Raw genomic sequence first — 26,777 nt, 5'->3', positions numbered from 1 at the left:
GGACCAGGGCCGCGGGGTCGCAGGCAGAACGGATCAGGGCCGCGGGGCGGCGAACCGGTCCCGCAGCTCCCGTTTGAGGATCTTCCCGCTGGCGTTGCGCGGCAGCTCGTCCACGAACAGCACCCGCTTGGGCGCCTTGAACGCGGTGAGCCTCTCGCGGGCGTGGGCGATCAGGTCCGCCTCGGTGACCTCGCCGCGCGGGACGACGACGGCCGTGACGGCCTCGATCCACCGCTCGTCGGGCAGGCCGACCACGGCGGCCTCGGCGACCGCCTCGTGGGTGTAGAGGGCGTCCTCGACCTGGCGTGAGGCGACCAGCACACCACCGGAGTTGATGACGTCCTTCACCCGGTCGACGATCGTGAGGTAGCCGTCCGCGTCGCGGACGGCGAGGTCTCCGGAGTGGAACCAGCCGCCGCGGAAGGCCTCCTCGGTCTCCTCGGGCTTGTCCCAGTAGCCCTGGCACAGCTGCGGGGAGCGGTAGACGATCTCGCCCGGGGTGCCGTCGGGCACGTCCTCGCCGTCCTCGTCGACCACCCGGGCCTCGACGAAGAGCACGGGCCGGCCGCAGGAGTCCATCCGGCCCTCGTGCTCGTCGGGTCCGAGGACGGTGGCGAGCGGCCCGATCTCGCTCTGCCCGAAGCAGTTGTAGAAGGCCAGGCCCGGCAGCCGCTCGCGCAGCCGCTCCAGGACAGGCACCGGCATGATCGACGCCCCGTAGTAGGCCTTGCGCAGGCCGCCGAGGTCGCGGGTGGCGAAGTCGGGGCGGTTGGCCAGGCCGATCCACACGGTGGGCGGCGCGAAGAGGCTGTCCGCGCGGCCGGTCTCGACGAGGTCGAAGAGCCGGTCGCCGTCCGGTGCGTCGAGGATGATGTTGGTGGCGCCGACCGCCAGGCAGGGCAGCAGGAAGACGTGCATCTGCGCCGAGTGGTACAGCGGCAGGGCGTGCACGGGCCGGTCCCCGGCGCTCAGGTCGAGGGCGATGATAGCGCTGAGGTACTCGTGCACCAGCGCCCGGTGGGTCATCATCGCGCCCTTGGGCAGGGCGGTGGTGCCGGAGGTGTACAGCAGTTGCACCAGGTCCTCGGCGCCGAGCTCGGGACCGTCGTAGGGGTCCGCGGGATCCAGCCGCGCGAGCAGCGAGCCGTCCGCGTCCCGCAGCGGCAGGGTCCGTACGCCGGCGGGGAGCCGGCCGGCCAGGTCCGGGTCGGCGAGGACCAGCGTGCTGCCGGACTGTCCGACGATGTAGGCGAGGTCGTCGCCGGTGAGGTTCTGGTTGACCGGCACGTGCACCAGGCCCGCACGGGCGCAGGCGAGGAAGGCGATCAGATAGGCGTCGGAGTTGTGGCCGAAGGCGCCGACTCGGTCGCCGGGCGACAGACCCTGACGGCGCAGGACGCTCGCCGCGCGGGAGACGGCGGTGTCGAGTTCCTCGTAGGTCCAGGTGCGGTCGCCGTACTCGACCGCGATGCGTGCCGGGGTGCGGCGGGCGCTGCGTCGCAGCACGCCGTCGACGGTGCTGCCGTGTCCGGGCGTCATGACTGATGATCCTCGGCCCGGCCCGGGGGCGGGTCAAGACGCGTGCGTCCGCCCGTGTCTTCTCGCGAGCGGGCCGGGCGTCCGGAGCTGACCGACCGTCACATGGAGGCCCGGGGGCGGCCCGTGCCGCACGCCCCATTGACACCGCCCGTCGCTGACAGGAAAGTTTCACTCCGCACGGCGGCCCCGGAAAGATACTTTCAGACCGGACACGGAGGCTCCTCGATGGCGGACGAGACGGCGAGCGGACTGACCCGTCGGCAACTGGGCGCCCGCGCCCTGGCCCTGGGCGGCGCCCTGGCGATCGCCCCGCTCGCGGCGGGGCCCGCCGCGGCCGTCGGGGACCGGGGCCGCCACCACACCCTGCGGCGCGGCTCACCGGAGCGCGCCGGGCTGCTCGGCTCCCACCTGCGGCAACTCGTCGAGGACGCCGAGGCGTTCCTCGGCCCCTCCCCCCGGCATCCCTGGTACGCGGGCGCGGTGCTGCTCGCGGGCCGCGGCGGCACCGTGGCGCTGCACGAGCCCATCGGCATGGCGGTGCGCTACCGGGCGTACGACGAGAAGACCGACACCGGCGTCGAGTTCCCGCCCGGCGAGCAGATCCCGATGACCGAGGACACCGTGTTCGACCTGGCGTCGGTGTCGAAGCTGTTCACCTCGATCCTCGCCGTGCAGCAGATCGAGCGGGGCCGGCTGGAGCTGCACGCGCCCGTCGCCTCGTACCTGCCGGACTTCGGCCGGGCCGGCAAGCAGGGCGTCACGGTCCGTCAGCTGCTCACGCACACCTCCGGTTTCCGCCCGTGGCTGCCGCTGTACCAGGCGCCGACGTACGAGGAGAAGGTCGCCCTGATCTTCGACGAGGAGCCCGTCGCCCCGCCGGGGACCGGCTACCTCTACTCGGACCTCAACCTGATCTCGCTCCAGCTGGTCCTGGAGGAGATCACCGGCCGGCCCCTGGACGCCCTGCTGCGCGACGACGTGACCGGCCCGCTCGGCATGCGCCGCACCCGCTACAACCCGCCCGCCTCCTGGAGGCCCGGGATCGCGGCGACGGAGGACGCCCGTGCGCCCTGGTCGGGTCTGGACCGGGGCCTGGTGTGGGGCGAGGTGCACGACGAGAACGCCTTCAGCCTCGGCGGGGTCGCCGGCCACGCGGGCGTCTTCTCCTGTGCCTGGGACCTCGCCGTCCTGGGCCGCACCCTGCTCAACGGCGGCTCCTACGGGCGGGCGCGCATCCTGCGGCCGGAGTCGGTCGAGCTGATGTTCACCGACTTCAACACCGATTTCCCCGGCGACGAGCACGGCCTGGGCTTCGAGCTGTACCAGCACTGGTACATGGGGGCGATGGCGACGCCGCGCACCGCCGGGCACACCGGGTTCACCGGCACCTCGCTCGTCCTCGACCCGACGACCGACTCGTTCCTCGTGGTGCTGGGCAACTCCGTCCACCCGGTGCGCAGCTGGCGTTCCGGTTCGGCGCCCCGCGTGGCGGCGGCGAACCTGCTGGCGCGGGCCGTGCCCGTCCGCCCGGAGCGGGGGCGCACCGCCTGGTTCTCCGGCATGGCGGGTTCGACGTCCGCGACGCTCACGCTGCCCCCGCTGGACACGTCGGCGGGCGGCGCACGGCTGCGCTGCGCGCTGTGGTGGGACACCGAGCCCCGGTCCGACGTCCTCGTCCTGGAGGCCACCGGCGACGGCGGTGCCACCTGGCGGCCCGTGCCGTTCACGGCCGGCCGGCGGGGCGCGCGGCCGGTGGAGCACGCGGACGGCACGGCGACCGGCTGGTCGGGCCGTGCCTGGCACCGGCTGACCGCCGACCTGCCGCCCGCCTCCGGGCTCACGCTGCGCTGGCGGTACACCACCGACCAGCGTTACGTGGGCCGTGGGGCGTACGTGGACGGGCTGCGCGCCGAGTCCCCCGGCGGCGTCCTGTTCGACGAGGCGCGTCCCCGGGACGCGGCCCGGATCACTGCGGTGGGCTGGACCCGGTCGGCCGACTGACCGGCGGCCGGGCCGGCCGCCGGTGGGCGCGGGGCCGTGGCTACTCGTTGAAGACGGCCTTCTGCACCTCGTTGGGGCCGTCGAAGTTGTCCTGCTTCAGGCCGTCGAGACGGCTGACGACCTTGTCGTCGGCGTGGTTCTTGCGGGCGCAGTCCACCAGCGCCTTCTTCTTCGCCGGGTAGTCCATGCCACTGAGGGCCTTCTGCAGGTCGATGGGGCTGAGGTCCGCCATGGCAGTCTCCTCGTCGCACATGTGGGGGTTGGTACGGGATCCGCACGGAATCTCCGTTATCCCGCGGTACCCGTCCCGCCGGAACGCATGCGTCCGTCAGCCGCCGGTCTGCTCCAGCACGGCCATGGCGGCGTTGTGTCCCGGCACCCCGCTCACCCCTCCGCCGCGGACCGCGCCCGCCCCGCACAGCAGCACGTTCGGTCGGGCCGTCTCCACGCCCCAGCGGCCGGTGCCGTCCTGGGCGTGCGGCCAGGCCAGCTCGCGGTGGAAGATGTTGCCGCCGGGCAGCCCGAGGTCCCGCTCCAGGTCCAGCGGCGTCCTGGCCTCGATGCAGGGCCGCCCCTCCGCGTCGGTCGCCAGGCACTCGGTGAGGGGCTCGGCCAGATGCGCGTCGAGCTGCGCCAGGGTCGCCTTGAGCAGGTCGGCGCGGGCGGCGTCGTTGTCCCGGGCGAAGAGCCGGGCGGGCGTGTGGAGGCCGAACAGGGTGAGGGTGTGGTGGCCGCTCGCGGCCAGGTCCGGGCCGAGGATGGTGGGGTCGGTGAGCGAGTGGCAGTAGATCTCCGAGGGCGGGGCGGCGGGCGGCTCGCCGGACGCCGCCCGCGCGTACGCCTCGGCGAGCTGGGTGTAGCCCTCGGCGATGTGGAAGGTGCCGGCGAAGGCCTCGCGCGGGTCGACCGAGGCGTCGCGCAGCGCGGGCAGCCTGGTGAGCAGCATGTTCACCTTGAGCTGGGCGCCCTCGGCCGGCGGGGGCGGCGGGGCGCCGGTCAGCGCGGCCAGTTCGTGCGGGGAGGCGTTGACCAGGACGTGGCGGGCGGCGGCGACGCCCTCGCCGTCGGCCGTGCGGTACGTGACCTCCGCCGTGCGGCCGTCGGTGTCGATCCGTACGGCCTCGTGCCCGGTGGCGAGCTGTGCCCCCGCCGCGCGGGCCGACCCGGCCAGCGCGTCGGTGAGGGCGCCCATGCCGCCCACGGGGACGTTCCAGGAGCCGGTGCCGCCGCCGATCACGTGGTACAGGAAGCAGCGGTTCTGCTTCAGCGACGGGTCGTGGGCGTCGGCGAAGGTGCCGATCAGGGCGTCGGTGAGGACCACGCCCCGCACCAGGTCGTCGGCGAAGTGCTCCTCGATCGCGGCGCCGACCGGTTCCTCGAAGAAGGCCCGCCAGGCGCCTTCGTCGTCGACCCGGCGGCGCAGTTCCTCGCGGGTGGGCAGCGGTTCGGTGAGGGTCGGGAAGACGCGCTCGGCGAGCCGGCCGGTCATGGCGTGGAAACGCTGCCAGGCCGTGTACTCGCGGTCGGAGCCGGTGAGCCGGGCGAACGACTCGCGCGTGCGGCGCTCGCCTCCGCCGACCAGCAGGCCGGTGGGCCGTCCGTCCCGTTCGGCGGGGGTGTACGAGGAGACGGTGCGCGTCCGGACCCGGAAGTCCAGGGCGAGGTCCCGCACGATCTTCCGGGGCAGCAGGCTGACCAGGTAGGAGTACCGGGACAGCCGTGCGTCGACGCCCGCGAACGGCCGGGTGGACACGGCGGCTCCGCCGGTGTGCTCCAGCCGCTCCAGCACCAGCACGGAGCGCCCGGCGCGGGCCAGGTAGGCGGCGGCGACGAGCCCGTTGTGGCCTCCGCCGACGATCACGGCGTCGTAGGACCTGCGTCCCGGGTGTGGGGTCATGGCTCTTGGTAACACGTGGTGATCGCCGGTGCCAGGGGGCGGCGGACACGGGGGCCGCCCGCGCGGGGAGCCGGCCGGTGCGGCCAGCCGGCCGAGGAACCGTCCGGCGCGGAGAACCGCCCGCGCGGAGAACCGGACCGCGGGTTCGGGGCCCCTACGCGGGTGCCGGCGGGCGGAGGCTCTCCGGTGGGCGTCGGCGCCGGACCGCCACGCGGCGGTACAGGGCGGCGGCCTCGATGGTGTGGCCCAGTCGCTCCAGGCAGTGCGCCTCGTCGTCGCGGGCCGTGAGGGTGTCCGGGTGGTCGGCACCGAGGAGGCGCTCGCGGGCGGCGGCCACCCGGCGGTACGCGGTGAGCGCCTCCGCCCAGCGGCCCAGCCAGCCCAGCCCCACGGCGACCTCGCGCCGGCTGACCAGGGTGTCGGGGTGATCGGCACCGAGGACCCGTTCGCGGAGCGCGCACACCGCGCGGGATTCGGCCAGCGCCTCCTCCCAGCGGCCGAGCCGGCCGAGGTTGACGCCGAGGCCGTGCCGGGCGCGCAGGGTCTCCGGGTGGTCGGCGCCCTGCACGCGGGTGCGGTCCTCGGCCAGCGCCCGGTACACCGTGAGCGCCTCGGCGCTGCGTCCTAGGCGGCCCAGGCTGATGCCGATCTCGTAGCGGGTCGCGAGGGTGTCCGGGTGGTCGGGGCCCAGCGCGTCCGCGCGCCCGCGGGCGACCTCCCGGTACTCCTCCAGGGCCTCCTGCCAGCGGCCCAGCCGGCTGAGCGCGTAGGCCACCTCGTAGCGGGTGACCAGGGTGTCGGGATGGCCGGGCCCGAGCACCCGGGCGCGGGCGGCGGCCACCTCGCGGGCCATCCGGTGGGAGTCCGCCGCCCGGCCCAGCCGGCCCAGGCTGAAGGCGAGGTTGTGCCGGCAGCGCAGGGTGTCGGGGTGGTCGGCGCCCATGGTGGCCTCGCGGGCGGCGAGCACGGCCGCGTAGACCCGGTGCGCGTCGCGGTGGCGGCCCAGCCTTCCGAGGACGTAGGCCATCTCCTGGCGGGTGGCCAGGGTGTCCGGATGGTCGGCGCCGAGCACGCCGGCACGGGCCTCGGCGACCTGCCGGTAGACGCGCAGTGCGTCGGCGGCGCGGCCGGTGCGGCTGAGGCTGAAGGCGACCTCGTGGCGGCTGGCGAGGGTGTGCGGATGGCGGGGGCCAAGCAGGTGTTCGCGTTCGGCGGCGACCGCGCGGTGCACCTCGCCGGCCTGCATCCAGCGGCCGAGCCGGCCCAGGCTCAGGCCCGCGTCGTGCCGCGCGGCGAGAGCGGCGACGGCTTCCGGCGCCGGGGCGGTCCGCTCCTGCGGGACCTCGGGGGCCCCGGCCCGGGGTGCGGGCACGGTCTCGGCGGCCGTCGGTCGCGGGGTCCGGTCGCCGGAGCGGCCGGGCGTCCAGGCGCCGGAGATGCCGGACGTCCAGGCGCCGGACAGTCCGGACGCCGGGTGGTCGGGCGGGGTCCGGCGCGGGCCGCGGCCGGCCGCCTGGTGGCCGGCCGCCATGCCGTGCGACCAGGAGGGCAGCCCCGCGCCGTCCGGCGCCCCCGGAGGTTCCGGGTCCGGGCCCCCCGCCCGTGCGGTGGCGGGCGGACGGGCGGAGGCGGAGCGCTCGGCGGTGATCCGGCGCAGCAGTTCCCCGGCGTCGGCCGGGCGCTGCTCGGGCCGCTTGGCGAGCAGGTCGAGGATCAGCCGCTCCAGGGAGCGCGGCAGGTCGGGGCGGTGGCGGCGGGGCGGCTCCGGCGGGGTGTCGCGGTGGCCGACCAGGACCGCCCACGCGTCGTCGAGGTCGAACGGCGGGGCGCCGGTGGCGATCTCGTAGAGCACGCAGCCCAGCGAGTACAGGTCGCTGCGCAGGTCGACGTCGCTGCCGCCGATCTGCTCGGGTGACATGTAGTGCGGGGTTCCCATGGCGACGCCCGTGCCGGTCAGCCGGGCGGTGAAGCCGACGTCGCGGCCGAGCCGGGCGATGCCGAAGTCGCAGATCTTCACCGTGCCGTCGGCGAGCCGGACGATGTTGGCGGGCTTCAGGTCCCGGTGCACGATGCCCTGCTCGTGGGTGTAGGCGAGCGCGGCGGCCACCTGTTCGGCGATGTCGACGACGTCGGGCAGCGGCAGCGGGTGGTGCCGGTTGTCCTCCAGGAGCTGGCTGAGGTTGCGGCCCCGCAGCAGCTCCATGACCAGGAACAGCACGCCGTCGGACTCCCCGAAGTCGTGCACGACGGTCACCCCGCGGTGCTGGAGGGCGGCGGCGACGCGGGCCTCGCGCCGGAACCGCTCCCGGAGCACGCGGGCGAGGGACTGGTCGTGGTGGCCGCCGAGCGGCTTGAGGCACTTGACGGCGACCCGGCGGCCGAGCGACTCGTCCCGTGCCCGCCACACCTCTCCCATGCCGCCGCGCCCGATCAGGTCGAGCAGCCGGTACCGGCCCTGGATCAGCGTGCTGTCCCCCATAGAAGCGCGCCCCCGTCGCAGTCGCTCCGCCCTCCCCTGGCCCGTCCAGTATGGCGGGCTATGGTCCGGATTTGTACGGTGCCGGACGTGCACGGGAGCCGGTACCGGCCACGGTGGCGCACCGCACGCGCCTGGGCGCAATCGCCCTGGCGCCACCGTCGCCGTGCCCTGCCGAGGCGCTCACCACGCCCCACTCCGCGGCGTTCCCCGGCCCGTGGTCCGTCAGCGCAGCGTCGTGAGGAATTCGTCGCAGGCCCGGGCGCAGGCGCGGCACGCCTGTGCGCTCTCCTCCGCGCCGGGCTGCTGGTCGAAGACGTGCGCGCTCTCCAGGCACACCTGCCGGCACCATTCCACCTGGACGCGGATCGCGGCCTCGTCCGCCTGGTTCTGCTCGGACAGCACGCGGCAGGTCGCGTCGCACACCTCCGCGCACATGATGCCCTTGCGTCGTACGAGTTCCTGGTTCTCGGTGCCGTCCGGGTCCACGAGGCTCGCGCGCAGCGCACAGGCCCGCGCGCACTCCGTGCACGCCTGAGCGCATGCGAAGCGGTCCTCCAGGAACCGGAACAGCTCCTGCTGTGAAGGCGTCGTGGTCACACCGCGCGGGTTGCCGCCGCATCGGCCGCCAAACCCTCCGATGCCGGTGTTCCCAAGGGTTCCGGCTCGTTTTCCGGCCGCGTCCCCGGGGCACCCGTGACGCTCCGCAAGCGACCATCACGGAGGTGGACGACATGCCGGGACGGCAGGAACTCCCGTCGACCCTGGAGCGGTCCTCCCGGGACGCCCAGCGCACCTGGATCAAGGCGCACGACTCGGCCGTGGACCAGTACGGCGAGGGCGAGCGCGCCCACCGGGTGGCGTACGGCGCGCTGAAGCACACGTACGAGAAGGTCGGTGACCACTGGGAGCGCAAGGAGGGCGGCCGCAAGGGCCCCTCGGACCCGCAGTCCGGCCGGCCGCGCGGACGGGGCGGACGCAGCGGCGAGGGAGTCGACGAGAAGGCCTCGAAGCAGCATCTGTACGACGTCGCCAAGCGGCTCGGCGTCGAGGGGCGCTCCAGGATGTCGAAGGACGAACTGCTCGGTGCCATCCGCAAGGCCAACCGTTCGCGGACGCGATCGGCCCGGTCGGACTGAGCAGGTTGGCGGCGGACGCCCGGGGTACTCGCGCCCCATGACTAGCGCATGGACGAACCTGGCCGCGACCTCCGGCGCCATGGGCGTCGGCCTGATCGTGGCGGGCATCGTGGTGGTGGCGCTGCTGATCGGCGCCTTCGCGATGGGAATCCGCGTCAAGCGCCGCGAGCCGCCGCCGCCGGACCCCGCCGAGCAGCCGCATCCGCCCGACGGCGGGCCCGTCCGCGAGAGCCGGGAGGCCCGCGAGCCCGACGAGGTGCCCCACAGCGACCAGCGGCTGCTGCCGCACGAGCTGCGGCACCAGGGCAGCCGGACCGCACCCGAGCAGGAACGGCGCCGCTGGGACGAGGGCACGAGCGGCTCGTTCGGCAGCGGCGGGCCGGGCTGACCGCCCCCGCAGCCGTCCGCCGCTCCGCCGGAGCCGTACAGCACCGAGGCCGTACAGCACCGAGGCCGCCGTACAGAGGGAGTGAGAACCATGGCCGACCCCGCCCGCAGCGCCCTGCCGCTGCCCGACTACGACCATCTGCCCATCGGCGGGCTGGAGAGCCGCATCCGGTCGCTGGGTGTCGAGGACGTGGAGGAGCTGCTGGCCTACGAGCGGTCGCACGCCGACCGGCTGCCGGTGACCGAACTGCTGGCGTCCCGTCTGGAGCAGTTGCGCTCGGGCTCCGAGCCGTCGTCCGGCGACCCCGGCGCGGTACGTCCGGAGCAGAGCGCGAGCCGGACGGGCTCCCCCGTCTCGCCCGCGACCTCGCCCGAGCCGCACAGCCCGCCGCCGCACGGCACGCCCGACCAGTTCGGCAAGCCGAAGGGTGACCGCACGTAGCGCCGTGTAGTTTCCCGCACGGCCGGTGGGGAACCCATGCGCCGTGTTGTCGAAGAGGAGTAGGGCCCGCGCCGGTGCGCGGGCCCGTCGCGCTGCCGAGGAAACCGCCGACTGGGCCGACGGACGGCTCCCCGTCGTCGAGGGCGGGAAGCTGCTGCGCAAGGCGTTCCCCGACCACTGGTCGTTCCTGCTCGGCGAGATCGCCCTGTACAGCTTCGTCGTCCTGCTGCTGACCGGTGTCTGGCTCACGCTGTTCTTCCACCCGTCGATGAACGAGGTGGTCTACCGCGGCTCGTACGTGCCGTTGCAGGGCCTGACCATGACGGAGGCGTACGCCTCGACGCTGGAGATCAGCTTCGACGTGCGCGGCGGTCTGCTGATGCGTCAGCTGCACCACTGGGCGGCGCTGGTGTTCCTCGCGGCGATCGGCGTGCACCTGCTGCGCGTGTTCTTCACCGGGGCCTTCCGCCGTCCACGTGAGGCCAACTGGGTGATCGGCGTGACGCTGTTCCTGCTGGCGCTCGCCGAGGGCTTCGCCGGCTACTCCCTTCCCGACGACCTGCTGTCCGGGACGGGCCTGCGGATCGCGCAGGGCATCATGCTGTCCATCCCGGTGGTGGGGACGTACGTCAGCATGTTCGTGTTCGGCGGCGAGTACCCGGGCGACGATCTGATCCCGCGGCTGTACTCGCTGCACATCCTGCTGCTGCCCGGCCTGCTGCTCGCGCTCGTCACGCTCCACCTGATCCTGGTGTTCCACCTGAAGCACACCCAGTGGGCGGGCCGGGGCCGCACCAACCGCAACGCCGTGGGCAAGCCGATGTTCCCGCAGTTCGCGGCGAGTTCAGCGGGCCTGTTCTTCATCGTCTTCGGCGTGCTGACGCTGATGGCGGGCGTCGCGCAGATCAACCCGGTGTGGGCGTACGGCCCCTACCGCGCCGACGTGGTCTCCACCGGGTCCCAGCCGGACTGGTACGTCGGCTTCCTGGAGGGCTCGCTGCGGCTGGTGCCGCCGTGGGAGACGACGGTGGCCGGGCACACGATCATGTGGAACGTGTTCCTTCCCGCGGTGGTGCTGCCGGGCGCCCTGTTCGCGGTGCTGTACGCCTACCCCTTCTTCGAGCGGTGGGTGACGGGCGATCAGAACGAGCACCATCTGTGCGACCGGCCCCGGGACAAGCCGGTGCGCACCGGTCTGGGCGTCGCCGCGATCAGCGCGTACGCGGTGCTGCTGGCGGCCGGCGGCAACGACATCCTCGCCCATGTCTTCGACGTCTCGCTGAACCTGCTGACCTGGGTGTTCCGCATCGCCTTCGTGGTGCTGCCGCCGGTGGCCTTCATGGTGACGAAGCGGATCTGCCTGGCCCTCCAGGAGAAGGACGCCGAGCGGCTGGCCGAGGGCGAGGAGACGGGCGAGGTCCGGCAGACCCTGGCCGGTGGTTACGCCCCGGCCCATGAGCCGCTGGACGAGGAGGAGCACTACGTGCTGCGCACCCGCCGGCTGCCGGCACCGCTCGCACCGGTGGACGAGGAGGGCGAGGAACCGCGGGTACGGCGGCTGCGGTCGGCGCTCAGCGCCTGGTACTACGACGACCGGGTCGGCGTCGAGGACGTCGAGGACGGTGGGGACGGTGGGGACGGCGGCGCCCCGGACCGGGCGTCGGAGCCGTCCGCGGGCGAGCTGGAGCGCTGAGCCTACCGGCCGGCGTACTGGAAGACCATGCCGAACACACCGAGCCCCAGCACGCCGAAGCCGAGCAGGGCCAGCCACAGGCCGAAGACGACGCCGAGGGCGACGACCACGGAGCCCACGGCGACGGTGATCGGCCAGGGGCTGTGCGGCGGGAAGAAGTCCAGCGGGCCGGCGGTGTCGGCGACCTCGGCGTCCCGGCGGTCCTGGGCCCTGAACCCGCGCCGCCGGTACTGCACGAAGAGGAAGAAGGCGACGAGCGCGGCCATCAGGAAGGCGAGGGTCAGTACGGCGGTGCCGGCGGGCTCCTCGGAGAACCAGCCGTAGCCGGCCGCGGTGACGGCGAAGAAGGCCGCCACACCGGCGAACAGTCGGGCTTCGGTCTTCACTGCACCTGCCTCTGGTCGTGTCGGCTGATGTCGGGATGGTGCAGGTCGAACGCCGGGGACTCGGAGCGGACCCGGGGCAGCGCGTGGAAGTTGTGGCGCGGCGGCGGGCACGACGTGGCCCATTCGAGGGAACGTCCGTAGCCCCAGGGGTCGTTCTCGGCGGCCTCGCGGCCCCGGTGGCGGCTGCGCCAGACGTTGTACAGGAACGGCAGTGTGGACAGTCCGAGCAGGAACGCCCCGATGGAGCTGACGGTGTTCAGCGCGGTGAACCCGTCGGCGGCCAGGTAGTCGGCGTAGCGGCGCGGCATGCCCTGCTGGCCCAGCCAGTGCTGGACGAGGAAGGTGATCTGGAAGCCGGTGAAGAGCGTCCAGAAGTGGATCTTCCCGAGGCGTTCGTCGAGCATCCGGCCGGTGAGCTTGGGCCACCAGAAGTAGAAGCCGGCGAACATCGCGAAGACGACCGTGCCGAAGAGCACGTAGTGCAGATGGGCGACGATGAAGTAGGAGTCCGTCAGGTGGAAGTCCAGGGGCGGGGAGGCGATGAGGACCCCGCTCATCCCGCCGAGCAGGAACGTCACCATGAAGCCCAGGGACCACAGCATGGGCGTCTCGAAGGACAGCGAGCCGTGGATCATCGTGCCGATCCAGTTGAAGAACTTCACCCCGGTGGGCACGGCGATGAGGAAGGACATCAGCGAGAAGAACGGCAGCAGCACGGCCCCGGTGGCGAACATGTGGTGCGCCCAGACCACGGCCGAGAGCATGGTGATCGCGATGGTGGCGCCGATCAGGCTGACGTAGCCGAAGATCGGCTTGCGGCTGAAGACCGGGATGATCTCGGAGACGATGCCGAAGAACGGCAGCGCGACGATGTACACCTCGGGATGGCCGAAGAACCAGAACAGGTGCTGCCACAGCAGGGCCCCGCCGCCGGCCGCGTCGAAGATGTGCGCGCCGAACTTCCGGTCCGCCTCCAGCGCCAGCAGCGCGGCGGTGAGCACCGGGAAGGCGGGCAGCACCAGGATCGACGTGAACAGCACGTTCCACGTGAAGATCGGCATCCGAAACATGGTCATGCCGGGGGCGCGCAGGCACAGGATGGTGGTGATGAAGTTGACCGCGCCGAGCGTGGTGGAGACGCCGGTGACCACCAGGCCCATGACCCACAGGTCGCCGCCGGTGCCGGGGCTGAAGACCTCGTTGTTCAGCGGGGCGTAGGCGAACCAGCCGAAGGACGCCGCTCCCTGGGGCGTCAGGAACCCGGCCACCACCATCAGGCCGCCGAACAGGTACAGCCAGTACGACAGGGCGTTGATCCGGGGGAAGGCGACGTCGGGGGCGCCGATCTGCAACGGCATGATCGCGTTGGCGAACCCGGCGAACAGCGGGGTCGCGAACAGCAGCATCATGATCGTGCCGTGCACGGTGAACAGCTGGTTGTACTGGTGCTGACTGACCAGTTGCAGCCCCGGACGGGCGAGTTCCGCCCGCATCAGCAGGGCGAGGACGCCGCCGAAGAGGAAGAAGCAGAAGGACGTCGTCAGGTACAGGTTGCCGATGACCTTGTGGTCGGTGGTCGTCGCCCACCGCACCAGCGCACGCCCGAGCGTGCGGTTCGTCCGTGTCCGCGCCGGCGCGCGGCGCGGCTGCTCCGTCCTGGGGTCGACCGCCATGCGGCGGAGGGTACCCAGGGTCGGCGAGAGCAGTCGCCGGGCCACGCCGGACGGGGCGTCAGCCGCCGCCGGCCTCCCCTTCGGGGAAGACGGCGCCGGTGTGTTCGCCCAGCTCGGGCGGTGGGAGCCGGTAGCTCGCCGGGGTGTCACCGAGCCGGATCGGATGGGCCACCTGGCGGGTTCCGCCGACGTCGACGACGGCGTCGACGCCGAGCCGAGCGGCGTGGGCGAAGGCCTCGTCGAGGGTGTTGACCGGTCCGGCCGGCACACCGGCGGCGGGCAGCACCTCGGCCCAGTGGTCGGCGCCGTGCGTGCGCAGCAGCTCCCGCAGGGCGGTGCGCAGCGCGGACCGGTGCGCGACGCGGTCGGGGTTGGTGCGAAACCGCGGATCGCCGGCGAGGCCGGGCCGTCCCAGGGCGGTGGCGAGCGCGGCGAACTGCCCGTCGTTGCCGACCGCGAGGGCGATCGGCCGGTCGGCCGTGGGGAACGTCTCGTAGGGCGCGATGCTCGGGTGGGCGTTGCCGAGCCGACCCGGCACGGCGCCGGCCGCGAGGTATCCGGACGCCTGGTTCACCAGGGCGGACAGCAGGGAGCCGAGCAGGCTCACCTCGACGAGCTGGCCCCGGCCGGTGCGCTCCCGGTGGCGCAGGGCGGCGAGGATGCCGAGCGAGGCGTGCAGGCCGGTGATGACGTCGACCAGGGCCACGCCCGTCTTGGTGGGTTCGCCGTCGGGGTCGCCGGTGACGCTCATCAGTCCGCCGACGGCCTGCACCAGCAGGTCGTAGCCGGGCAGTGCCGCGCCCGCTCCGGTGCCGAAGCCGGTGACGGAGCAGTAGACGAGACGCGGGTCGGCGGCGAGCAGTTCGTCGGGCCCGAGTCCCAGCCGGGCCATGGTGCCGGGCCGGAAGTTCTCCACGACGACGTCCGAGCGGGCGATCAGCTCCCGGGCCCGTTCCCGACCCTCACGGGTGCTCAGGTCCAGGGCGACCGAGCGCTTGTTGCGGTTGACGCCGAGGAAGTAGGTGGAGGTGCCGTCGGCGTCGGCGGGCGGGCGCCAGGCGCGGGTCTCGTCGCCGGTGCCGGGCCGCTCCACCTTCACGACCTCGGCACCGAGGTCGGCGAGGAGCATGGTGGCGTACGGCCCGGCCAGCACCCGGGAGAAGTCCGCGATCCGGATCCCGTCCAGCGCCCCGGCGCTCTCCTCTCCGGCACCGCGGCTCGTCGTCGGCATCGTCCCGGGCTCCTCGTCTCGCGTTCGGTGTCCTGTACGACATGCACCGGCGGCCCCGTCGCTACACGTGACCTGCGCCACCGGGGGCGGCCGGCCGCGGCGGGCGGGGGCGGGCTCCGCGCCGGTGGAGGGTCCCGGTCACGGCCGGTTCCGCCTGCCCGGCGGGGTGATGGTGTACAGGCCGAGGATCTCCGGCATGGGGGCGACGCCGGGGCCGCCCGCGCGTGCCCAGGCGGCGATGTCGTCGGTCGCGTCGGGGTCGTTGACCAGTCCCAGCCAGACCGGGCGGGCGCCGGCGGCGCGGCCGGCGGCGGAGGGCTGTACGACGACCACGTTGGCGTGGTCGCAGGCGTCGAGGCACTCGGAGACGCGCACGGGCACCTCGGCCCGCAGGCGCGCTGTCTGCGCCGCGTGGTCGACGCCGGTGACCTTGGCGCTGCCGCAGCAGCAGTCCCGGCAGACGACGACCCGGCACGGCCGGGGTCCGTAGGCGTTCCCGGACCGGTTCGCGGGCATGCCGCACCTTCCTCTCCCCGGGGAGATCCGCCCCGGTGTGGGTGGAGGAGGCGACCGCGTGAGTCTCCTGGCTCTCGGGTCACCGCTCGTCCCGGCCTTCCCGCCCGCGAGGGGGCAGTGGCCCGCAGGGATCCGCTCGCCGATCACAGTGGCGGGACCGCGCCGGATTCCCACCGGCTTCCTCGGACCGCCGTCGCCCTGTCGCCGTCATCATGCCATCCCCGCCCGGGAGTCGGCGCACGGCGAGGGTCCGGGGACCTTCATTGGACTTTGCCCCGTTTCCGCTGTTCGCCGGGGGTGGCCGGATCGGGATGCACGGCGCGGACGGCCCCGGTACCGGAGATCGGCACGGCCGGTGCCGCCGGGTACGGTGTGGGCCATGGAGGTTTCCGCAACAGACCGGGCCGATGACAACGACGAGGCGCGGCCCGCGGCCGTCAAGGACGCCGCGCGCCGCGTGCTGGTGAAGGCAGGTGCCGCGGGGCTGTCCACGGCTGCCGTGGCGGACGCCGGCGGGCTCTCCGTCACCGAGGTGGAAGCCGTCTTCCCGCACCGGGACGACCTGCTGACCGCGCTGGTGGTGGACGCCTACGACGCGTCCGGCGCCGCGATGGAGCAGGCCGACGAGGCGGCGAGGAAGGCGGGCGGCCCGGCGGGTGCCCGGCTGCTGGCGGCCGCCCGCGCGCTGCGGGAGTGGTCCTTCGCCAACCCCGCCGAGTTCACGCTGATCTACGGTTCGCCGGTGCCGGGCTACCACGCCCCGCAGGAGACGGTCCCGCCCGCCTCGCGCACCCCCGCGGTGCTCGCCGGCATCGTGCGCTCCGCCCTCGAGGCCGGTGAACTCACCCCGCCCCGGAGGGCGGTGTCCGGTCCGCCGCTGCTGCTGCCGGCGGCCGTGGAGCTGTTCGGCGGCGTGCCCGAGGCTCCGTTCTCGGACATCATCGAGCGCGGCATCGTGCTGTGGAGCAATCTGATCGGGCTGCTGGTGTTCCAGGTCTTCAGCCGCACGCACGACAGCGTCCGGGACGAGGCGCGGTTCTTCGACTTCGCCGTCGCCGTGGCCGCCGAGGGCATCGGCCTCGAGGTGCCGCTGGGCGACCACGACGCCACCGGCTGACCGCTCCTCCCCTCCCGTCCCCAGCTCTTCCCTCACCCCGCAGGCGCGGCGCCCCCCACAGGAATCAGGCCGTGAACTCCATCAGAACCATCTGCTTCGTCATCGCGGCGATATCGTCGTACGCCGCTCTCGTCTACCGGCTGTGCCAGGCGCGGCGCAGCTGGCGGGACAGCGCCTACCGCACGCTGGTGGTCACGCTGCTGTTCCAGTGCCTGACCTTCACGATGGGCGCCGTCGCCATGGGCGGCGGAAGCTTCCTCGGCGTCGGCAACCTCGCCATCCTGGTGATGCACCTGTCCGCGGTCGCCTTCTGCGTCAGCGCCCAGATCATCCTTCTGCACTGGGCGACCGCCGACGAGAAGGCGGCGCAGAAGACCCGTTACTGGCTGATCACCGGCGTCGGCCTCGACGCCCTGCTGGCGGCGCTGTTCTTCCTGGCCGACGGCCCCGGCCGGCCGTCCTCGGACTTCGACACCGGCAGCGGGCAGCCGCTGGTGCTCGCCTACCTGTTGTTCTTCATCGTCTCCCAGGCGGTGCCGTGCGTGACCATCTTCCGGCAGTGCGGGCCGTACGCGCGGATGACCGACAACGCCTCGCTGCGGCAGGCACTGCGGCTGCTGTCGGTCGCCGCCGTGGTCCTCTTCCTCTACTGCACGGCCCGCACGGTCAACATCCTCACCGCGGCGGCCGGTGCCGACATCGGCGCCTGGACGGTGACCCCGTCCCTGTTCAGCGCGGCGGGCATCTTCCTGCTCTCGCTCAGCCTGACGATGTCCTCCTGGGGCGCCTCCGTCGCCAAACTGGCCGACTGGATGCGCAGTTACCGGTCCTACCGCGCGCTCTACCCGCTCTGGCGGGATCTGTACGAGGCGTCCCCCGGCATCGTCCTGGAGCCGGCCGGGAACGCCGCAGTCTCCGACCTCGACTACCGCCTGCACCGGCGGGTGGTGGAGATACGGGACGGGTGGCGGGACCTGCGGCCCTACATCGACCGTTCCGCGGGCGAGGCGGCCGGGCCGGGCCCGGGCGTGAGCGAGGAGCACCGGCAGGCCTACGCCGAGGCGGCACAGATCAGACAGGCGCTCAAGGCCAAGCGGACCGGCGTCATCCCTGACGACAACAAGGACGCCGGCGACTTCGAGGACCGTGATACGGACAACTTCTCGGCGGAAGTCGCATGGCTCGCCAAAGTCGCCGCCGCCTACAGTAAACTCAAGAGCGCGGGTTGAGAGCTCCCGCCCGGCCTGTATCCCCCGTCAGACCGGGCGGGTTCTCCCGTTTCTCTCCCCCGTTTCCCCCGTTCTTCCTCCCCCGTGGTTTCCCCGTTCTCCCCCGTGGGGTCCCCGTTTCTCTCCGGTCCGGGCGATTTTCTCCCGCCCACCGGCCCGGCCCCGGGTTCGTGGGCCGGGCCGGCCACATGGCCGGAGCCAACTCGACTACCCCCGTAGGCCAAGTTAGCTGCCAGCTATCTGCGGGCTCCAACGTTGGCGGAGTCTCGGCCGATTGTCAACTGTCCGCTAATCTGCGAGACTGTCACTTAGCCGAGGGCTATGCCGGGGAGGTGACGGGAGGGAGATCGACCATGTCCGAGACTGACGACCGGCCCCTGCTGGCCGTGCGCCTGGACGACCTCTTCAGGACGGTGCGCCCCAAGGGCAGGCACTGGACCAACGCCGAGGTGGCCGAGGAGCTGAAGCGGGCCAACCCCGAACTCCGGGTCGGCGCCGTGTATCTGTCGCAGCTGCGGACGGGCAAGCGCTCCAACCCCTCACCCGATCTCCTCGCGGCCCTGGCGCGCTTCTTCGGCGTCTCCGTCGCCTACTTCTTCGACGACGAGGTCGCCAAGTCCGTCCTCAGCGAGGTCGCCGCCATCGAGGCGCTGCGCCAGTCCGGCGTCCGTGCCGTGGCGATGCGGGCGGCCGGGATGAAGAAGGAGAACCTCCAGGCCATCACGGCCATCATGGACCAGTACCGGCAGTTGCAGGGCCTGCCGCCGGTCACCGACACCGACTCCGCCGAGTCCCCGGAGCGCGAGTGAGGGCCCCGAGGAAGGGCCGGCCGGCCGAGCAGGACCGCCGCAGCCAGCTCAAGCGGCTCCGCAAGGACGGTGCGCGCCGGCTCGCCGAACTCGACCTGCCGCACCTGTCCGACGTCGCCGAACTCTGCCGCCACCTCGGCGAGGTGCGGGGCCGCCCGATCACCCTGGTGCCGATGCAGATGCCGGCCTCGCACCCGTGCGGCATGTGGGTCGCCGCACGCGACGAGGACCTCATCTTCTACGACGCCAACACCACCAGCGCGCATCAGGAGCACATCATCTTGCACGAGCTGGGCCACATCATCTGCTGCCACCGCGGGGCGGGCTGGCTGGACGAGGCGACGGCACGCCTCCTCTTCCCCAACCTCGACCCCGACCTCGTGCGTGACATGCTCCTGCGCGCGACCTACGACGACGTCCAGGAACAGGAGGCGGAGATCATCGCCTACCTCCTGTCCCAGCGGCTGCACGGCACCGAGCAGCAGGACGCGTCCCCGGCCCAGGAGTCGGAGGAGAGCGAGGACGCCGGGAAGCACGCCACGCTCAGCCGGATCGAACGCACCCTGATCTGACGTGCGCCGCTCATCCCGTCCCGCGTTCCGCGGCCGTCACCTCCTCGGCCAGGACCGACACCGCGTGCCGGATGTCGTCCTCGTCGTGTTCGCTGGTGAGGAAGAAGCGCAGCCGGGCCAGCCCCTCCTCCACGGCCGGATGGAAGATCGGGTCGGCGACGATCCCCCGGGAGTACAGCCGGTCGGCGACACGCAGGGTCCGTGCCGAGTCGCCGAGGAGACACGGCACGATCGGGGTGCCCGCGCTGGAGCCCGTCGCCAGACCGTGCGACGCGGCCAGCCGCAGGAACAGCCCGGCGTTGCGCCGGAGCCGGCCCACCCGTTCCGGCTCCGCGGTGATCAGTTCCGTGGCGGCCAGTGCCGCCGCCGCGTTGGCCGGGGTGAGACCGACGCTGTAGACGAAGCCGGGCAGGGTGTGCCGCAGCCAGCGCACCATCCGCTCCGAGCCGCCGAGGTAGCCGCCGCAGCTGGCGAAGGCCTTCGAGAGCGTGCCCATCCACAGGTCCACGTCGGACCGGTCGACACCGAAGTGCTCGCCGACCCCGCGGCCGGTTTCGCCCACCGTGCCGATGCTGTGCGCCTCGTCGACCATCAGCAGGGCGCCGTAGCGACGCTTCAGCTCGATGACGGCGGGCAGGTCGACGAGGTCGCCGTCCATGCTGTAGGCGCCCTCGACGGCGATCAGCACACGGCGGAACCGGGACCGGTTCAGCCGCAGCATGTGCTCCAGCCGGCCGATGTCGTTGTGCGCGAACGGGCGGCGCGCCGCCCCGGACAGGGCGCAGCCCTGAAGGATGCTGTCGTGGGCGAGCGCGTCGTGCACGACGAGGTCGTGCGGGCCGACGAGGTGCCCGATCGCGGTGACGTTGGTGGCGTGGCCGCTGACCAGCGCCAGGCAGTCCCCCACACCGAGGAAGTCGGTGAGCGCCCGCTCCAGGCGGACGGTCAGGTCCCGTTCCCCGGAGAGCACCCGGCTCGCGGAGACGGAGGTGCCGTAGCGGTCGACCGCCCGGCGGGCCGCCTCGTTGACCGCCGGATGGCCGGACAGGCCCAGGTAGTTGTAGCTGCCGAAGGACAGGTAGGGCCGGCCGCCGATCACCGTCCGGTCGCGGATGGTGCCCTCGTGGACCCGGAAGTACGGGAAGTCCGCACCGCTGCCGGTGACCGACTCCAGCCGTTCCTCGAACCGCGTGACCTCCGGGAAGTCGTCCACGCGCGCGGTCGCCGGGTCCCACTCCGGCCCGGTCTCCAGGGTCACGGGCCCGTCGGAGGCCGGTTCCTGCCGGTGGTCCGGGTCGATCAGGGTGATCAGCCGCTCGATGGTCAGGCCGGGAGAGAAGATCTCGTCGGTGCGGAAGCCCGGTATTCGTCTGCCGATCGCGACCTCCAGTTCCTGGAGCATCAGGGAGTCGAAGCCGAGGTCCCCCACCAGCTCCATCCGCTCGCTCAGATCGGAGAGGGGGAAGACACCGGTCCGGGACACCTCCTCGAGCACCACGGACGCCACGGAGGAACCGTCGGCCGGCAGCGCGACGCGCTCCGTCACGGGCGACCGAGCGGGGCCGGCCTGCCGCGCCGGTGGTTCCGCCTCGGCCGGGCGGGCGGGACCGGCGTCGACCGCCCGCTCCGTGGCCGACTCGTCCACCACCCAGTGGTGGCGCGGGGCGAGCGGGCTGGGCGGCAGCGTGCACGGCGGTACGGGCTCCCTGGCCGGGCGGAGCCCGGAGCCGGTGACCGCGCGGGCGGCGAGCTGTTCGAGAGCGGCGGTGCGTGCCTCGGCGGACTGCGCCGACGGCTGCGGGACGACCGCCTCCGACGGGTCGCCGGGGGTCACCGTGCCGACCGCCTGCCCGGGCCCGAGGTCGCCGGTCCGGCCCGCCGCCACGGCGTCGGCCGCGGCGGACAGCTTGGCGGCGGCGTCGGCCGCGTCCCGCGCGACCAGCGCGAGATGCTCCGTGAGCGGCGTCCGGCGGGCCAGCGTGCCCGCCACCTCGGACAGGGTCGGCTGGTCCTCGGTGAGGGTGCGGGCCAGCTCCCGCGCGTAACCGGCCAGTCCGGCGCGGTCGCGGGCGCTGAGCACCAGCAGGCGGGGGCCGTCCTCCCGGGCCGGGCGGGCCGGTGCCGCGGTGCACTCCTCCACCACCAGGTGCACGCCCGTGCCGCCGAAGCCGAACGCGCTCACCCCGGCCCGGCGCGGCTCGTCGGCCGTCGGCCACACCGTCGGCTTGGTGGGGACGGTCAGCCGCGCCGCGTCGAGGGCGGAGCGGTCGGCGAGGGTGAACTCGGGCTGGGGCGGTACGACGCCCCGGTGCACGGCCAGAACCGACTTGATCAGCCCGGCCAGCCCGGCCGCGTTGAGCGAGTGCCCGACCAGGGCCTTGACCGCGCCGAGGAAGGCGGGCGGCCCCTGCTCGCCGCGCAGTTCGCGCAGGACGCCGACCTCGACCGGGTCGCCGACCGTGGTCCCGGTGCCGTGCGCCTCCAGATAGCCCACCGCGCCCGGGGGCAGGCCGGCGTCCCGGTAGGCGCGGCGCAGCGCCCGGAGCTGACCGGCCGCCTGGGGGTGCATGCCGCCCTGGACGGTCCCGTCGTTGGCGGTCCCCACACCCCGTATCACCGCGTAGACGCGGTCCCCGGCGGCCAGCGCGTCCCGCAGGGGCCGCAGCACCAGGACTCCGGCTCCCTCCCCGAGGACGAAGCCGTCGGCGCCCTCACCGAACGGCAGACAGCGGCCGCTGCGCGAGATGGCGCCGATCCGGCACAGGCCCACCAGCAGGTCGGGAGTGAGGACCAGCTGGGCGCCGCCCGCCAGGGCGATGCGGCAGCGGCCCGAGCGCAGGGCGAACACGGCGTTGGCCACCGCCATCAGCCCGCCGGAGCACGCCGAGTCCAGGGCGTAGCTCTCGCCGTGCAGGTCGAAGACCGAACTGATCGTGTTCGGCCCCATGTTGAGCAGCAGGCCGGCCACGGAGGTGCCGTGCAGCCCGTCGACCGCGCGGACCGTCTCCCGGAACCGGTCGTCGTCCGCGCGGGCCCCGAACTCCCCGCCGGCGAGCTGGCGCATGCGGATCTGCAGGGTGCTGATCTCCCGGTAGCCGCTCTCGGTGAGGGACGTGATCACCGAGGTCTCCTCGCGGTCGAAGCCGTCGGCCTCCCATCCCGCGTCCTGGATCGCCTCGCGGGCGAGGTCGATCAGCAGGCGGTGCTGCGGGTCCATGGCCCGGGCCCGCCGCGGCGGGATGCCGTAGTGCACCGCGTCGAAATGGCCGACGTCCGCCAGCAGCGCCATGGTGTCCGTGTACGCCGCGGACGCGTCGCGCAGCGAGTCGCTGAGGAAGGCGGCGGTGCGCCATCGCGAGTCCGGCACCGTGGCGAACTGCGGCTCCGCCGCCGTCAGCAGCCGCCAGTACTGGTTGACGTTGCGCGCCCCCGGGAACCGGCAGGCCATCCCCACGATCGCCACGTCGTCGTGGTGCGGTCGTGCTGCGTCCACTGTGGAATCTCCCCCTCTCACCGAAATCACCCGTTGCCGGCCAGTCGTCGCCGCCACCAGTCGACGGTCGCCCGGATCTGCTCGTCGACGGGCGTGGCCCGCACCGTGAAGGCGGACTCGTAGGCGCTGGAGTCGACGACGAAGGGGCGGTCGAACTGGTAGCGGATCTCCTTGAGTTCGCGCAGCAGCGGGGAGAAGACCGATCCGACGGCGAGCACGGCGGGCGGCAGCCCGCGCACCTCGACCGGTGCCGTCCCCGCCTCCGCGGCGAGGCGGCCGGTCATCTCCCGCACCGACTGCGGAGGCGGGGTCGGAACGTGCCAGGGCCGGCCCCAGGCCCGTTCCTCCCCGGCGACCTCCACCAGTGCCCGGGCCACGTCGGGCACATAGGTCCAGCTGTGCGGGGCGTCCGGGTCACCGAGCGTGGAGACCGGCTTGCCGCGCAGCAGCCGGGGCATGACCCGTGCGGCCAGATGACCGCCGTCGGTCACACCGGGCCCGAAGAAGTCCGAGGCCCGCACCTCGACGGCTCTGATCCGCCCCTTTTCGTGCAGTTCGAGCGCCTGCTCCCACATGGCTGCGCGCACCCGCCCCTTGGGCCCGGTCGCGGCCAGGGGGTGCTGCTCGGTCAGGGGACCGTCCACCGGGCCGTATCCGTAGAGGTTGCCCAGCAGGACCAGGACGGCGCCGCTGGACTCGGCCGCCGCGCACAGCGACGAGGTGAGCGGTGGCAGGTCGCTCGTCCAGCGATGGTAGGGCGGTGCGGCGCAACCGTGGATCGCGGTGGCGCCCTGCACGGCGTCGCGCAGTGCCGTGGGGTCCGCCGCGTCCAGCGCCACGTGCTCGATACCGGGCTCCGGGCTGCGGCCCGATCTGGTGACGACCCGTACGGAATGACCATTTTCCGCCAGGAGCCGAGCAGTTGCGGCACCTGCGGGTCCAAAACCTATAACGACTTGAAGACTCACGTGCGCACACTAGCGTGAGGGTGTGACATTCCCGTGACCGTCCGGCCGCGCGCCGGACGGTCGGACGACTGCGCCGCCGCACCGCCGACTCCCGCGTCGAGCACATCCCCGACAGGCTGGACCCCGGCGCGGCCGGATCGCCGCCGAGCTGCACGCCGCTCCCCCCGGGGGGCCCCGGCGAGCCCGCCTCCTCCGGCCGCGCTCCCGCCGGTTCCGCGCCCTCGGGCCCCGTCCCCTCCGGCGTTCGAGCACGCTGACCGCCGGATGCGTGCGCCGGATGCCTGTACGCGCCTCCGCGCACCGTGTACGGTCTCGGACCGGCGCGTTTGGGAGCGCTCCCAAACGGGTTTCCGCTTCGCACGAGGAGGAACGCTGTGAAACGCTTCGTGACATTACTGGCGGCCGCGGCGACGGGGCTGGGCCTGATGACCGTGGCCGGCCCCCCAGCCGCGGCCGCCACCGGCTGCCGGGTCGACTACACCGTCACCAGCCAGTGGCAGGGCGGCTTCCAGGCCGGGGTGAAGGTCACCAACCTGGGCGACCCCGTCTCCGGCTGGACGCTGAAGTTCACCATGCCGGACTCCGGACAGAGGGTCGTTCAGGGCTGGAACGCCACCTGGTCGCAGTCCGGGGCCACGGTCGGCGCCACCGGCGTCGACTGGAACCGCACGCTGGCCACCGGCGCATCCACCGACCTGGGCTTCGTGGGGTCCTTCACGGGCTCCAACCCGGAGCCGACGTCCTTCACTCTCAACGGCGTGACGTGCACGGGTTCCGTCACCGACCCGCCGACGGACCCCCCGACCGACCCACCCGCGACCGGCACCCCGGTGGGGATCAACGGTCAGCTGAAGGTGTGCGGGGTGAACCTGTGCAACCAGTACGGCCGCCCCATCCAGCTGCGCGGCATGAGCACGCACGGCATCCAGTGGTTCGGCAAGTGCTACAACGACGCGTCGCTGGACGCACTGGCGACGGAGTGGAAGTCGGACCTGTTCCGCGTCGCCATGTACGTGCAGGAGCAGGGCTACGAGACCGACCCGGCCGGCTTCACCAGCCGGGTGAACGGCCTGGTCGACATGGCCGAGGCCCGAGGCATGTACGCGGTGATCGACTTCCACACCCTGACGCCGGGCGACCCGAACTACAACCTGGACCACGCCAAGACGTTCTTCCGGTCGGTCGCCGCCCGCAACGCCGACAAGAAGAACGTGATCTACGAGATCGCCAACGAGCCCAACGGCGTGAGCTGGACGGCCATCAAGAACTACGCCGAGCAGGTCATCCCGGTGATCCGCGCCGCCGACCCGGACGCCGTGATCATCGTCGGCACCCGCGGCTGGTCCTCGCTGGGCGTCTCCGACGGCTCCGACGAGAGCGAGATCGTCGACAACCCGGTGAACGCGACCAACATCATGTACGCGTTCCACTTCTACGCCGCGAGCCACAAGGACGACTACCGCGCCGCGGTGAGCCGGGCCGCCTCTCGACTCCCCCTGTTCGTCTCGGAGTTCGGCACGGTGAGCTACACCGGCGGAGGTGCGGTGGACCGGGCGAGCAGCATCGCGTGGCTGGACCTGCTCGACCAGCTGAAGATCAGCTACGCGAACTGGACGTACTCCGACGCCGATGAGGGCAGCGCGGCGTTCAAGCCGGGCACCTGCGACGGCACCGACTACAGCAGCAGTGGCGTGCTGACGGAGTCCGGTGCCCTGCTCAAGAGCCGGATCAGCACGGCGGACAACTTCCCCACCGACTGAGCAGCGGACAGCCTCCCACCCGCTGAGAAACGGACGCCGTCCCCATCGACTGAGGAACGGACGACATCCCCGGCTGGAAGACGACGGGGCTCCGGCCGTCGCCGGAGCCCCGTTCCGCATCCGCGCCCGGGAGCGCTCCCAGATCTCCGGCATTCCGTGCATTCCACCCTCGGTTCCGCGGTGGCCGCCACGTGAGGCCGGGATTCGCCCGTGCGAGTCCGACGTGCTCCGGCCTGCGTGCGACGGCCCCGGGACGCGCCCATGCCGCTCTCGCGCGTGACCTTCGCTGCCGCAGGACCGATACTGCCGACAGCGGCGCCCGGCCGACGCTCACCCCGACCGTCCGACGGGCCCGCCGACCCGGACACAGGTCAGCGACCGGCCTGCTCCCCCTCCCAGGAGGTACCCGTGAAGATGCTCATCAACGTGCCGGAGACCGTCGTCGCGGACGCGCTGCGCGGTATGGCGGCGGCCCATCCGGAGCTGACCGTGGACGTGGAGAACCGGGTGATCGTGCGGCGGGACGCACCCGTGGCCGGGAAGGTCGCACTGGTGTCCGGGGGCGGTTCGGGGCACGAGCCGCTGCACGGCGGGTTCGTGGGCCCCGGCATGCTGTCGGCCGCCTGTCCGGGCGAGGTGTTCACCTCCCCGGTGCCCGACCAGATGGTGCGGGCCGCGGCGGCCGTGGACAGCGGCGCCGGGGTGCTGTTCGTCGTCAAGAACTACACCGGTGACGTGCTGAACTTCGACATGGCCGCCGAGCTGGCCGAGGACGAGGGCATCCAGGTCGCCAAGGTGCTGGTCGACGACGACGTGGCGGTGACCGACAGTCTCTACACCGCCGGACGGCGCGGGGTCGGCGGGACCCTGTTCGTGGAGAAGATCGCGGGCGCGGCCGCGGACGAGGGGCAGCCGCTGGAGCGGGTCGAGGCCCTCGCCCGTCAGGTGAACGAGAACTCCCGGAGCTTCGGTGTCGCGCTCAGCGCCTGCACGACCCCGGCCAAGGGCAGCCCCACGTTCGACCTGCCGCCCGGCGAGCTGGAGCTGGGCATCGGCATCCACGGCGAGCCGGGCCGGGAGCGGCGGCCGATGATGACCGCCGCGGAGATCGCCGAGGCATCCCTCGACGCGATCCTGAACGACTTCACCCCGCGCAACCCCGTGCTGGTGCTGGTCAACGGCATGGGGGCGACGCCGCTGCTGGAGCTGTACGGCTTCCACGCCGAGGTGCAGCGGGTGCTCGGCGAGCGGGGTGTGGCGGTGGCCCGCGTCCTGGTCGGGAACTATGTCACCTCGCTCGACATGGCGGGCGCCTCGGTGAGCCTGTGCCAGGTGGACGAGGAGCTGCTGCGGCTGTGGGACGCCCCGGTGAAGACGGCCGGCCTGCGGTGGGGCATGTGACGCCCGGCGGGGAAGAGAACACTCCGTACCTACCAGGCAAGGAGATCC

Annotated in this window: 22 protein-coding genes and 1 riboswitch; of the genes, 11 read left to right on the top strand and 11 right to left on the bottom strand. The window is 73.1% G+C overall.

Annotation, left to right across the window (positions count from 1 at the left end; genetic code table 11):
* Positions 1-33: 33 nt before the first annotated feature.
* On the bottom strand, positions 34-1,539 hold the full coding sequence (locus ACZ45Q_RS24610; protein WP_468265027.1) for an acyl-CoA synthetase: 1,506 nt from the start codon (positions 1,537-1,539) through the stop codon (positions 34-36).
* Between the two features lie 225 nt (positions 1,540-1,764).
* Here ACZ45Q_RS24610 and ACZ45Q_RS24605 point away from each other — a divergent pair, with 225 nt between their 5' ends.
* Positions 1,765-3,540, top strand: a complete 1,776-nt coding sequence (locus ACZ45Q_RS24605) for a serine hydrolase domain-containing protein (RefSeq protein WP_468265025.1) — start codon at positions 1,765-1,767, stop codon at positions 3,538-3,540.
* 40 nt (positions 3,541-3,580) lie between these two features.
* Here the strand turns inward: ACZ45Q_RS24605 and ACZ45Q_RS24600 are convergent, their stop codons facing one another.
* From ACZ45Q_RS24600 to ACZ45Q_RS24585, 4 genes are all read right to left on the bottom strand, one after another.
* Positions 3,581-3,772: a DUF2795 domain-containing protein gene (locus ACZ45Q_RS24600; RefSeq protein WP_468265023.1), complete on the bottom strand. Its 192-nt coding sequence runs from the start codon at positions 3,770-3,772 to the stop codon at positions 3,581-3,583.
* A gap of 96 nt (positions 3,773-3,868) precedes the next feature.
* Positions 3,869-5,437: a phytoene desaturase family protein gene (locus ACZ45Q_RS24595; protein WP_468265021.1), complete on the bottom strand. Its 1,569-nt coding sequence runs from the start codon at positions 5,435-5,437 to the stop codon at positions 3,869-3,871.
* Positions 5,438-5,591: 154 nt separating this feature from the next.
* A complete protein-coding gene (locus ACZ45Q_RS24590) occupies positions 5,592-7,916 on the bottom strand; it encodes a serine/threonine-protein kinase (protein WP_468265019.1) in 2,325 nt (774 codons plus the stop codon).
* A gap of 222 nt (positions 7,917-8,138) precedes the next feature.
* Positions 8,139-8,513, bottom strand: a complete 375-nt coding sequence (locus tag ACZ45Q_RS24585; RefSeq protein WP_468265017.1) for a four-helix bundle copper-binding protein — start codon at positions 8,511-8,513, stop codon at positions 8,139-8,141.
* 134 nt (positions 8,514-8,647) lie between these two features.
* Between ACZ45Q_RS24585 and ACZ45Q_RS24580 the strand changes: the two genes are divergently transcribed.
* The 4 genes from ACZ45Q_RS24580 (at position 8,648) to qcrB (ending at position 11,574) form a co-directional block, all read left to right on the top strand.
* Positions 8,648-9,052 (top strand): ChaB family protein, encoded by a 405-nt coding sequence (locus ACZ45Q_RS24580; RefSeq protein ID WP_468265224.1) that lies wholly within the window; start codon positions 8,648-8,650, stop codon positions 9,050-9,052.
* A gap of 37 nt (positions 9,053-9,089) precedes the next feature.
* Complete coding sequence (locus ACZ45Q_RS24575) at positions 9,090-9,440, top strand: DUF6479 family protein (RefSeq protein ID WP_468265015.1); 351 nt, start codon at positions 9,090-9,092, stop codon at positions 9,438-9,440.
* A gap of 90 nt (positions 9,441-9,530) precedes the next feature.
* Positions 9,531-9,881: a DUF8129 domain-containing protein gene (locus ACZ45Q_RS24570; RefSeq protein ID WP_468265013.1), complete on the top strand. Its 351-nt coding sequence runs from the start codon at positions 9,531-9,533 to the stop codon at positions 9,879-9,881.
* A 43-nt stretch (positions 9,882-9,924) separates the two neighbouring features.
* Positions 9,925-11,574: a cytochrome bc1 complex cytochrome b subunit gene (qcrB, locus tag ACZ45Q_RS24565; RefSeq protein ID WP_468265011.1), complete on the top strand. Its 1,650-nt coding sequence runs from the start codon at positions 9,925-9,927 to the stop codon at positions 11,572-11,574.
* 2 nt (positions 11,575-11,576) lie between these two features.
* Here qcrB and ctaF read toward each other — a convergent pair whose 3' ends face one another.
* From ctaF to ACZ45Q_RS24545, 4 genes are all read right to left on the bottom strand, one after another.
* A complete protein-coding gene (gene ctaF / locus ACZ45Q_RS24560) occupies positions 11,577-11,960 on the bottom strand; it encodes an aa3-type cytochrome oxidase subunit IV (protein WP_468265009.1) in 384 nt (127 codons plus the stop codon).
* Entirely contained in the window at positions 11,957-13,633 is a 1,677-nt protein-coding gene (ctaD, locus tag ACZ45Q_RS24555) for an aa3-type cytochrome oxidase subunit I (protein ID WP_468265007.1), read from the bottom strand. Before ctaD ends, ctaF begins: the two co-directional genes overlap by 4 nt.
* A 58-nt stretch (positions 13,634-13,691) precedes the next feature.
* Positions 13,692-14,864: a CaiB/BaiF CoA transferase family protein gene (locus ACZ45Q_RS24550; protein ID WP_468265005.1), complete on the bottom strand. Its 1,173-nt coding sequence runs from the start codon at positions 14,862-14,864 to the stop codon at positions 13,692-13,694.
* A 138-nt stretch (positions 14,865-15,002) separates the two neighbouring features.
* Positions 15,003-15,380: a (2Fe-2S) ferredoxin domain-containing protein gene (locus tag ACZ45Q_RS24545; RefSeq protein ID WP_468265003.1), complete on the bottom strand. Its 378-nt coding sequence runs from the start codon at positions 15,378-15,380 to the stop codon at positions 15,003-15,005.
* Positions 15,381-15,441: 61 nt separating this feature from the next.
* Positions 15,442-15,563: riboswitch (cobalamin riboswitch) on the bottom strand.
* Positions 15,564-15,759: 196 nt separating this feature from the next.
* Here ACZ45Q_RS24545 and ACZ45Q_RS24540 point away from each other — a divergent pair.
* From ACZ45Q_RS24540 to ACZ45Q_RS24525, 4 genes are all read left to right on the top strand, one after another.
* Entirely contained in the window at positions 15,760-16,497 is a 738-nt protein-coding gene (locus tag ACZ45Q_RS24540) for a TetR/AcrR family transcriptional regulator (protein ID WP_468265001.1), read from the top strand.
* A gap of 71 nt (positions 16,498-16,568) precedes the next feature.
* On the top strand, positions 16,569-17,726 hold the full coding sequence (locus ACZ45Q_RS24535; protein ID WP_468264999.1) for an MAB_1171c family putative transporter: 1,158 nt from the start codon (positions 16,569-16,571) through the stop codon (positions 17,724-17,726).
* Between the two features lie 353 nt (positions 17,727-18,079).
* On the top strand, positions 18,080-18,535 hold the full coding sequence (locus ACZ45Q_RS24530) for a helix-turn-helix domain-containing protein (protein WP_468264997.1): 456 nt from the start codon (positions 18,080-18,082) through the stop codon (positions 18,533-18,535).
* A complete protein-coding gene (locus ACZ45Q_RS24525; RefSeq protein ID WP_468264995.1) occupies positions 18,532-19,107 on the top strand; it encodes a toxin in 576 nt (191 codons plus the stop codon). Before ACZ45Q_RS24530 ends, ACZ45Q_RS24525 begins: the two co-directional genes overlap by 4 nt.
* Positions 19,108-19,117: 10 nt before the next feature.
* On the opposite strand, the gene ACZ45Q_RS24520 is transcribed toward ACZ45Q_RS24525, so the two are convergent.
* Positions 19,118-22,555 (bottom strand): aminotransferase class I/II-fold pyridoxal phosphate-dependent enzyme, encoded by a 3,438-nt coding sequence (locus ACZ45Q_RS24520; RefSeq protein WP_468265222.1) that lies wholly within the window; start codon positions 22,553-22,555, stop codon positions 19,118-19,120.
* A gap of 71 nt (positions 22,556-22,626) precedes the next feature.
* Positions 22,627-23,568, bottom strand: a complete 942-nt coding sequence (locus ACZ45Q_RS24515; RefSeq protein WP_468264993.1) for an NAD-dependent epimerase/dehydratase family protein — start codon at positions 23,566-23,568, stop codon at positions 22,627-22,629.
* Between the two features lie 374 nt (positions 23,569-23,942).
* Between ACZ45Q_RS24515 and ACZ45Q_RS24510 the strand changes: the two genes are divergently transcribed.
* Together ACZ45Q_RS24510 and dhaK are read left to right on the top strand one after the other, a co-directional pair.
* The gene (locus ACZ45Q_RS24510) at positions 23,943-25,328 is read left to right on the top strand and encodes a cellulase family glycosylhydrolase (RefSeq protein WP_468264991.1); all 1,386 of its coding nucleotides are present in this window, start codon (positions 23,943-23,945) and stop codon (positions 25,326-25,328) included.
* A 408-nt stretch (positions 25,329-25,736) separates the two neighbouring features.
* Positions 25,737-26,729 (top strand): dihydroxyacetone kinase subunit DhaK, encoded by a 993-nt coding sequence (dhaK, locus tag ACZ45Q_RS24505; protein WP_468264989.1) that lies wholly within the window; start codon positions 25,737-25,739, stop codon positions 26,727-26,729.
* The last annotated feature ends 48 nt before the right edge of the window (positions 26,730-26,777 follow it).

This window comes from Streptomyces sp. NPDC031049 (assembly GCF_055571015.1).
The sequence above is the reverse complement of the archived record's forward strand: the minus strand, read 5'-3'. Positions and strand labels throughout refer to the sequence as shown.